This is a genomic window from uncultured Gemella sp. (assembly GCF_963537375.1).
GTDB lineage: Bacteria > Bacillota > Bacilli > Staphylococcales > Gemellaceae > Gemella.
This window is the reverse complement of the sequence record NZ_CAUTDQ010000014.1, coordinates 37,310-46,369: the sequence shown is the minus strand read 5'-3', so window position 1 is coordinate 46,369 and position 9,060 is coordinate 37,310. Positions and strand designations below refer to the sequence as shown.

At 30.6% G+C, this 9,060-nt stretch carries 11 protein-coding genes; 5 read left to right on the top strand and 6 right to left on the bottom strand.

The annotated features are described in order from the left end of the window. The first annotated feature begins 406 nt into the window (after window positions 1-406). Both rplK and rplA read left to right on the top strand, forming a co-directional pair. Window positions 407-832, top strand: coding sequence for a 50S ribosomal protein L11 (gene rplK / locus RYK99_RS04090; protein WP_003145837.1), 426 nt, complete (start codon window positions 407-409; stop codon window positions 830-832). Between the two features lie 13 nt (window positions 833-845). Next, on the top strand, window positions 846-1,538 hold the full coding sequence (rplA, locus tag RYK99_RS04085; RefSeq protein WP_003145836.1) for a 50S ribosomal protein L1: 693 nt from the start codon (window positions 846-848) through the stop codon (window positions 1,536-1,538). A gap of 144 nt (window positions 1,539-1,682) precedes the next feature. Here rplA and RYK99_RS04080 read toward each other — a convergent pair whose 3' ends face one another. The 4 genes from RYK99_RS04080 to RYK99_RS04065 all read right to left on the bottom strand — a co-directional run bounded on the left by RYK99_RS04080 (window position 1,683) and on the right by RYK99_RS04065 (window position 3,577). Further along, a complete protein-coding gene (locus RYK99_RS04080) occupies window positions 1,683-2,495 on the bottom strand; it encodes a hypothetical protein (protein ID WP_314990366.1) in 813 nt (270 codons plus the stop codon). After that, on the bottom strand, window positions 2,488-2,709 hold the full coding sequence (locus RYK99_RS04075; RefSeq protein WP_314990364.1) for a hypothetical protein: 222 nt from the start codon (window positions 2,707-2,709) through the stop codon (window positions 2,488-2,490). The genes RYK99_RS04080 and RYK99_RS04075 overlap by 8 nt, the downstream gene beginning before the upstream one ends. A 171-nt stretch (window positions 2,710-2,880) precedes the next feature. Further along, on the bottom strand, window positions 2,881-3,201 hold the full coding sequence (locus RYK99_RS04070) for an ATP-binding cassette domain-containing protein (protein ID WP_314990363.1): 321 nt from the start codon (window positions 3,199-3,201) through the stop codon (window positions 2,881-2,883). Further along, complete coding sequence (locus RYK99_RS04065) at window positions 3,185-3,577, bottom strand: GntR family transcriptional regulator (RefSeq protein ID WP_314990361.1); 393 nt, start codon at window positions 3,575-3,577, stop codon at window positions 3,185-3,187. Before RYK99_RS04065 ends, RYK99_RS04070 begins: the two co-directional genes overlap by 17 nt. 237 nt (window positions 3,578-3,814) lie before the next feature. Between RYK99_RS04065 and RYK99_RS04060 the strand changes: the two genes are divergently transcribed. From RYK99_RS04060 to arsS, 3 genes are all read left to right on the top strand, one after another. Further along, window positions 3,815-4,498 (top strand): TIGR04283 family arsenosugar biosynthesis glycosyltransferase, encoded by a 684-nt coding sequence (locus RYK99_RS04060; RefSeq protein WP_314990359.1) that lies wholly within the window; start codon window positions 3,815-3,817, stop codon window positions 4,496-4,498. Window positions 4,499-4,795: 297 nt separating this feature from the next. Further along, window positions 4,796-5,134, top strand: coding sequence for an arsenosugar biosynthesis-associated peroxidase-like protein (locus RYK99_RS04055; protein WP_003145829.1), 339 nt, complete (start codon window positions 4,796-4,798; stop codon window positions 5,132-5,134). A 7-nt stretch (window positions 5,135-5,141) separates the two neighbouring features. Then, window positions 5,142-6,086 carry an arsenosugar biosynthesis radical SAM (seleno)protein ArsS gene (arsS, locus tag RYK99_RS04050; RefSeq protein WP_314990356.1) on the top strand — a complete coding sequence of 315 codons (945 nt, stop codon included), beginning with the start codon at window positions 5,142-5,144 and terminating at the stop codon, window positions 6,084-6,086. Window positions 6,087-6,167: 81 nt separating this feature from the next. On the opposite strand, the gene RYK99_RS04045 is transcribed toward arsS, so the two are convergent. Together RYK99_RS04045 and secD are read right to left on the bottom strand one after the other, a co-directional pair. Then, window positions 6,168-6,485: an acetyl-CoA carboxylase gene (locus RYK99_RS04045; RefSeq protein ID WP_314990354.1), complete on the bottom strand. Its 318-nt coding sequence runs from the start codon at window positions 6,483-6,485 to the stop codon at window positions 6,168-6,170. 151 nt (window positions 6,486-6,636) lie between these two features. Next, window positions 6,637-8,931 (bottom strand): protein translocase subunit SecD, encoded by a 2,295-nt coding sequence (gene secD / locus RYK99_RS04040; RefSeq protein WP_314990352.1) that lies wholly within the window; start codon window positions 8,929-8,931, stop codon window positions 6,637-6,639. Between the last annotated feature and the right edge of the window lie 129 nt (window positions 8,932-9,060).

The following is a 9,060-nucleotide window of genomic DNA, read 5'->3' as shown; positions in this document are numbered from 1 at the left end:
ATATCAGGTATTTATTTTTAACTTTTTTTGTCTCACATCATTTACAAATGTACATCACTCAGGGAAAATCTAGTTACTATAATCTTTTTCTTCTATATTATAACTTAATTACCTACTTAATTTGTTACGAATTTTCTTTAATTATTTTATAGAAATTACTTGATAAAATTTTGACTTAGTTGTATTATTTTACTATCTACTCAATAACTAAGTAGAAATATTTTTGCTCTAGATTATAAAAATTGAATTTTTTTTAAAAAAAACTCAATAAAATACTTGCAATTCCATATTTGCTATGGTATTATAATCAAGTATGTAAAAATACAAAACTTGATTGAGTGGGAGAACGAAAAATTTCAAGTCGTTCAAATGACCACATCACGAAAAATATATAGGAGGTTTTATCGTGGCTAAAAAAGTTATAAAAGTTGTTAAATTACAAGTACCAGCAGGTAAAGCTAACCCAGCTCCACCAGTTGGTCCAGCGTTAGGTCAAGCTGGTGTAAATATCATGGGATTCTGTAAAGAATTCAATGCTCGTACACAAGACCAAGCAGGATTAATCATTCCAGTAGTAATCTCAGTATATGAAGACCGTTCATTTACTTTCATTACTAAAACACCACCTGCACCAGTATTACTTAAAAAAGCAGCTAAAATTGAAAAAGCATCTTCTGTACCTAACCGTGACAAAGTTGCTACAGTTTCAAAAGCTCAAGTTCAAGAAATCGCTGAACTTAAAATGGCTGACTTAAACGCAGCTTCTGTAGAAGCAGCTATGCGTATGATCGAAGGTACTGCAAGAAGTATGGGTATCTTAGTAGGAGAATAGGAGGATAATTATAATGGCAAAAAAAGGTAAAAAATATCTTGAAGCAGCTAAATTAGTAGATTCTTCTAGTCTATACTCTGTAGTAGAAGCAATCGAATTAGCTAAAAAAACAAGTACAGTAAAATTTGACGCAACTGTAGAAGTTGCATTCCGTTTAGGAGTTGACACTCGTAAAAACGATCAACAAGTTCGTGGTGCAGTAGTTCTTCCTAAAGGAACTGGTAAAACTGCAAAAGTTTTAGTTTTTGCTAAAGGTGATAAAGCAGCAGAAGCTGAAGCAGCAGGAGCTGACTACGTAGGACAAGGTGAATACATCACTAAAATCCAACAAGGTTGGTTTGATTTTGACGTAATCGTAGCTACTCCAGACATGATGGGAGAAGTTGGTAAAATCGGTCGTGTATTAGGACCTAAAGGATTAATGCCAAACCCTAAAACTGGTACTGTAACTATGGACGTTACTAAAGCAGTTAATGAAATCAAAGCTGGTAAAGTTGAATACCGTGCTGAAAAAGCTGGTGTTGTTCACACTCCAATCGGTAAAGTTTCATTCTCAACTGAAGACTTAGTTGAAAACTTCAACGCTGTTCAAGACGCTTTAGCTAAAGCTAAACCAGCTGCTGCTAAAGGAACTTACTTCAAATCTGTAGCTGTAACTACAACTATGGGTCCTGGAGTTCGCGTTAACACTGCAGAATTCAAATAAGAATTATTAATACAAAGAAGATTTGGTTAGCCAAGTCTTCTTTTTTTATCCCCTCTTCTCTTCAGAACAAAAGACAGAGCCTCTATAACTTATTTAAAAAGGCACTGTCTATTTTAGTATTCTGTTTTCTTATTTTACGTTCTTTTACTTTTTCATTGAATTATCGTATATTGTTACTATACCAGTTTTTGATGCTTCTTTTACTCCTTCTACAAAACCTTTACTAGCATCTTTATAAAATTTATATCCACTTGAACTTAACAACAACAAAATTAATATAAGTTTTATTCTATCCTTTTTACTTACTTTAGTATCCCTTTTACTGTTGCTTATAATATTTACACTCACAAAGTGATAAACTATTGTAATTACTATTAACAATAATAATTTTATAATATTAAATTGTGCAATATCATATTTTGGTCCTGTAAATCCACTATAAACTCCAAGTAATGAAAATCTAAATATGCTTACTATTAATTGGTAAATTAAAATATCTCCTAAAATAAAGTATATAAATGATTTTTTAGTATATATCATCTGTATTATCGCTAAATTAGATAAAGCTATAACTACAACTATAGCATAACTGTACTCAATCGAATTGACTCTACGATACAGAAAATCAAGCACAAATGCAACCAGTCCTCCTACAAATAGACTTATATATGTAATATAATAAATGTATCTTGCTTTATTATTAAATGAAATAGGAAGATATTCAATAAACTGTTGCTCAGGATCATCATATTTTCTTCCATTTATGACTATGATTAATGAGCTAATCAGAGCTAATATTATACATGTTTTATCAAATAATAATTCTAGTATAGTAGTTATTGTAACAAAGTAATATAATATATATAATCCTTTGTAAAATAATGGCATACTATAGTTTCTACTTGATATTAAATTCCAAATTGCTCCAAATTTTGTTTCATATTGTTGTTTAATCATTTTCATTCTCTCCCTTCAATAGTGAAAGTAATATTCTCTCTATATCATTAGTCTCAAATCGTTCTTGTAATTCTACCACATCTTCCTTACTAGTAACTTGACCATTTTCAAATACAATAATATAGTCGGCCAGGTTTTGTATTACATATGGTTCTTCGGTTACTATAATGATTGTTTTATCTTCATCCATATATTCTCTAAGAAGTGCTATCATTTCTTTTCTAGCTATTAAACCAACACCAGAAAATGGATTATCTAAAACTAATAGTTTAGATTTTGTATAAAATCCTATAGAAAATAATAGTATTTTCCTCTCTCCTTGAGATAGTTCATAAATTTTCTTATGACGATATACTTTATGTTTACTCAGAAATTCGAAACATTTCTATAAATTAAATCTTTCATCTAATTTATATATTTTATATAGCACCTCAGCTACTCGTAAAGAATCTGAAAACAAAGGTTTATCAGCTACATATGAGTAAAGATATTTAATGTCTACTTCATTTTCATGAAAATTTAGATTATCGTAAGTAATCATATTTTTCTCTGAAGATAAACCTCCTAAAAGTGTTTGAAGAAATAATGTTTTACCACTTCCACTGTTACCTGTAATTGCATAGACATACCCTTCTTCTAACTCCAAATCAATTGGACCAAGTTGAAATGTTCTTTTATTAATCAATAATTTATTCACTTTTATCATTACTCTTCTCCTCCAATACTTTATCAACTATATCCTTAATATCTTCTATATTAAGTCCATCATTAATAGCCTTATCAATTATACTCTTAAGTTCGTCTAAGTACTCTTCTTTTTTTATCGTTAAGACAGTATCTAAATCAATGTCATTTACGAAATATCCAACAGCCCCTTTTGAATAAATTAGGTCTTCTTGTAGCAATACCTCATATGATTTTTTTACGGTTATTATACCTACTTCTAACTCCTTAGCTAAACTCCTAATAGAAGGTAATTGATCATTATTTTTTAAGCTACCATTTAGAATGTTACTTTTAATTTGTGTCGCCACCTGCTGATATATCGGAACAGATGACAAATTAGAAATTTTTATTTCCATCATACTCCTCCTAATTAATCTGTTTTAATATAATTTAAATGGTTCAATTAGATAATAAAACGTTTTTGTATCTACTGTGATTATACAATAGATACAGTTTATTTGTCAATATATATTTTATTGAATTATATTTTTTATAAAACGTTAGTTAAACTAAGTAATTTAAACATATATTTTATTTGGAAAAAATTTTTTACATGGTATAATTGTATTAACTATTATTTTAGGAGTGTATTTATGATAACTATTATTGTGCCAATTTATAACGAAGAAAGAACAATACGTGATTTCGTTTATAATCTATATTGTTTGCATAATATTAAAGAACACGAAGTACTTTTCATTGATGGTGGTTCTACAGATAAAACAAAAGAAATATTAGATGAACTCTCTTATTTCGGTTTTTCATACCACTTATCAGATAAAAAAGGACGAGCAAATCAGATGAATTATGGGGCTAAAATCGCAAAAGGAGACATATTATGGTTTGTACATTGCGATAGTGTTCTTCAGAAAGATGTTATTGAAAAAGTACTTGCTTGCCCTACTGAGGTTGGTTGTCTGAAGATTAGATTTTATCCAAATAGTTTTCCTATGTGGGTTAATTCATTAGTTTCTAATATGCGAGCAAGTATTACTAACCTAGCATTTGGAGATCAAGCAATATTCATAAAAAAACAAGTATTTGAAGAAATTGGTGGGTATAAAGATATGCCTTTAATGGAAGACTACAAACTTTCTGAAGATTTAAGTGCACGAAGTTACAAAATTACAGTAATAGACTCCCCTATCACATCATCAACAAGAAGATATAAAAATCATACAGTAAAAACTATGTGGCAAATGCAAAAATTCCAAAAAATGTATCGACGTGGCGTTCCTGTCGAAAAACTAGCTAAAATGTATAAAGATGTGAGATGATTTATATAGTTCTAAGAAAAATATTCTAAATAATATAAAAGCTTATATGAAAACCAATAGGAATATAATTTATTTATATCTAAATTCGCTTTATATAAGCTTTTTAGATATCTAATAAACTTTGAGAGCTGACTCGACAAATTCAAATTCTTCGAAATTCCGATTTTTAAGTAGCTCTTGTTTTTAGTTTAAAATTATGTATTTATTTACACATTATATATAGTTCAATTTCATTGATTATTTATGGAAACTAACTTATAATTAATTTATATACAAATTTTAGAGGAGAGAATAAATATGGCAGAATATTTTAAAAAGAAACATTTAATAGAATTTGGTGAAGGAAAATTTGGTGAAGATGCACCTGAGTATTGGAAAAATTTCATGAATTACTACGGTAATGTAATGGCTGAAGGTGAATTAACAACACGTGAGAAAGCTCTTATTGCACTTGCTGTAGCTCACGCTGAAGCATGCCCTTATTGTATCGATGCATACACTAGTACATGTCTTGAAGAAGGCTGCGATCAAGATCAAATCGCAGAAGCTATTCATGTTGCTGCTGCAATGAAAGCTGGTATTACCCTAGTGCACGGTCTTCAAAGTAAAGAACTATCTGATAAATTAACAAACTAAATTTATTATGACTGAATTAAATATACCCAAATTTTTTGAGCAAGTAGAGGAAAAACAATATTTACTAACCGAAGAATTTCCAGAAGTTATGCAAATTAACGTAGGTAGTTTATGTAATATTACATGTAGTCATTGTCACGTTGATGGTGGACCTACAAGAAAAAATAACATGATCCGAGAAACTTTTGAACAAATAATCGAAGCATTTAAGGTTGGTAAATATAAAACTATGGATATTACAGGCGGCGCTCCTGAGATGAACCCAAACTTTAGATGGTTTTTAAAAGAAATCTCACAGTATGCCAAAACTGTAATCGTAAGAACAAATCTTATTATCCTAGACGTTCCTGCTTATAGAGACATACCAGAACTATATCGTAATTTGAAAGTTCAAGTAGTAGCCTCATTACCCTACTATAACGAAAAAGTCGTAGCTAAGCAACGTGGTAAAGGTGTTTTTCCTAAGTCAATAGAGGTACTGAGAAGACTTAATGAACTAGGTTATGGTAAAGAAGAAGATTTAGTATTAAACCTAGTTTATAATCCAAATGGAGCGTTTTTACCTCCTAAACAAGAAGCACTAGAAAAAACTTATAAGAAAAAACTATATGACAATTTCGAAATTGTCTTTAATAACTTATTCGCAATAACAAATAATCCAATCGGTAGATTCTCTGAATTTCTCCATAGAGAAGATCTTTACGAAGGTTATATGAATAAACTATATAAAGCATATAATCCTGCAACACTACCAGGCCTAATGTGTAGAAATATGATTTCTGTTGGTCCGGATGGATCTTTATATGATTGCGACTTTAATTATATTGAAAAACTAAAAATCTCAGGAGAAATCAACCATGTGAGTCAGCTTGTAGATAATCATACAGGTGTACGTAGAATTGTTACAGGTATGCATTGTTACGGGTGTACAGCAGGAGCTGGTTCATCTTGAGGTGGAGAAACTTGCTAGCATAGGTTATGCTAATAATATACAAAAAGAAGCCATAAATTTTGGCTTCTTATTTTTTATATACTATTTTTTTATTAATGTATTTATAATATTCCCGGCAATATTGCTAATTCCGTCGTTACTTGTAAGTTTAAATAATTCATTCATATCATTACTTAATGAATTATCCATAGAATATGATTCTAATACTTTATTAATCATTGGTGCCACAAGCGCTGAGCCTGCACCTTGATTCAGTTGTTCTAATGCCTTATTTAAAATTTCAGTAACAAATGATGGTGCTTGATTTCCACCGATAATATTATTAATTAATTCTTTAATTTTGTCACCAGATTCATTACTTCCTGAAGATAAAACATTATCTAATATATTTTTTAACATATTACACCTCTCAAATTTAATAGTATTATTCTATCAAATGAAACATAAATGTACTATAGATATGTTCAAATTTCTAAAATTAAAATCCAGGGTTGGAATTTTTCCATACCCCGGATTTATTATACACCCCTTAATTTTTAGGCTATAATTTCTATACTAAAACTTTATCGTTTTCTTTTCTCTCTCTAGGAGATTGACGAACACTTACTTCGATTTTTCCTTTTTTGTTTAATTCTCGTACTTTTAATACTGCCCATAGTTGAGCTGCGATAAATAGTGATGAATATAAACCAAAGACTAAACCGATAAGTAATGCCACGTTGAATGAGTAGATTGAACTACTTCCTAGTAATAACATAACTACTACTGTGATTATTACTGTTAATACCGTATTGATAGAACGAGTTAAAGTTTGTCTTAATGATACGTCTACAAGTTTGTAAATTTGTTCTTTTGATTTCAATACTTTTTCATGACGCATATGTTCACGAATACGGTCGAATGTAACGATAGTATCGTTGATTGAGTAACCTACAATCGTTAATACCGCTGCGATGAATGTAATATCTACTTCTAGTCTTAATAAACTTGTTATGAAGATAATTATACATACGTCGTGTAGTAAGGCGATAACACTTGTAAGTCCCATACGCCATTCGAATCTGAATGCTACATAGATAATGATACCTATTGATGCATACATTAATGCGAATAATGCATTCTTAGCTAATTCTTTACCTATTACTGGAGATACAACACTTAAGTTTGCATCTTTTTCATATTTTTTAGCAAAGTATTCTTTTATTTCTATTGATTTTTCTTGTCCAAAACTCTCTTTAGAGTGAACTGTCGCTTGTTTTCTATCTGGTGATAAAACTATTTTTTCATCTTTTACTTTTAGATTGTTTAAATCTTCTTGAACTTTATCTACTGATAGCTCAGTATTTGCTGCTACGTCAATACGAGTACCACTAGAGAAGTCAATTCCTAGGTTAAGTTTATTCATTCCTAGAGAAATAGATCCTGCAATCATAATTGCAATACTTAAAGCGAAGAATTTCTTCATGTGCTTAGTAAAGCTTAACCATTCAAATTTCGTACTTAAATTAAGTGAGTTAATACCAAACTTAGTTTCATGGATACTCTTCTTACTTACACCAAAATATCCTGGTCGACTGTTAAAGATATTAGAATTTACTAATAAACTTAATAATAATCTAGTACCAAATACCGCAGTTATAAAGCTGACAAGAATTGATAGTAATAACATTGTCGCAAAACCTTTAACACTACTTGTACCAAAAATGAATAGTACTACTGCAGCGATAACTGTTGTGAATTGTGAGTCAAAGATTGTCCATAATGATTGTTTAGCACCGTCTAAGTATGCTTTTTTCAGCGGATATCCAGCACGTACTTCTTCTTTAATTCTTTCGTACATGATGATATTGGCATCGACCGCCATACCAACCCCAAGAATTAAGGCTGCGATACCAGGAAGTGTTAGCACTCCTGAAATCATGTTGAAGAATACTACTGTGATATATACGTATGCAACCATCATCACACTCGCTACAAATCCAGGTACACGATAAACAACTAACATGAATAAACAGATAATAGCTAATGCGATAGCACCTGCATATACTGTTTGATTTAACGCATCGGCACCGAATTGAGCACCTACTGAGTTAGAGTAAATTTCTGTTAATTTAACTGGTAAAGCACCTGAGTTTAATAAAGCTGCCATTTCTTTAGCTTCTTTTACAGTAAAGTTACCAGTGATTTGAACATCTTTAGAGTTAATAGTTTGTGCTACTTGTGGTGCAGAAACATATTTAGGTTTCTCTTTAGCAGCTTCAGCTTTGAATGAGTCCCCTTCATTGAAATCCATCCAAATAACCATTAAGTTTTGACCTTGACCACGTTTACTGATTTCTGAAGTTATATTACCGAATTTATCAGCATCTTTTAACTTCAAGTTAACATCTGGCTTGTTGTTTTGATCAAATCCTTGAGAAGCACCATTTTCTTGTAAATCAGAACCATCTAAAAGTACCTTATCTTCAATATCACGAATAGTAAGGTTCGCTTGTGTTGATAATACTTTACGAGCTGATTCTTGATCTTTTACACCTGCAAGCTCAACACGAATTCTATTTCCTGATTCAACAGTAATAACCGGTTCACTTACTCCAAGAATGTTAATACGTCTACTAATAGTGTCCGCAGTTGCCTTAACAGCCGCTTCATCTATAGTTTGACCTTCTTTAAGAGGTTCTACTTGGTATAGCACCTCAAATCCTCCTTGAAGATCCAGTCCAAGATTTACTTTTTCTGCATTAGATTTTGAAGTTAATCCTATAGAAGTAAGGATAATAACTACTAATGACAAGAAGGCAAGTATTCTACTGAACTTTTTCTTCTCATTTCTTCTTCCTCTCATGAAAGTTCTCCTTTATTTTATTTTTCATTGTACAATTTATAGTAATCAAATATAAAATTATTTATATGTAAATTGCTATATAGGTAATTAATACGCTACCTTCTAATTTATCAAATTTTCGCTAAGTTA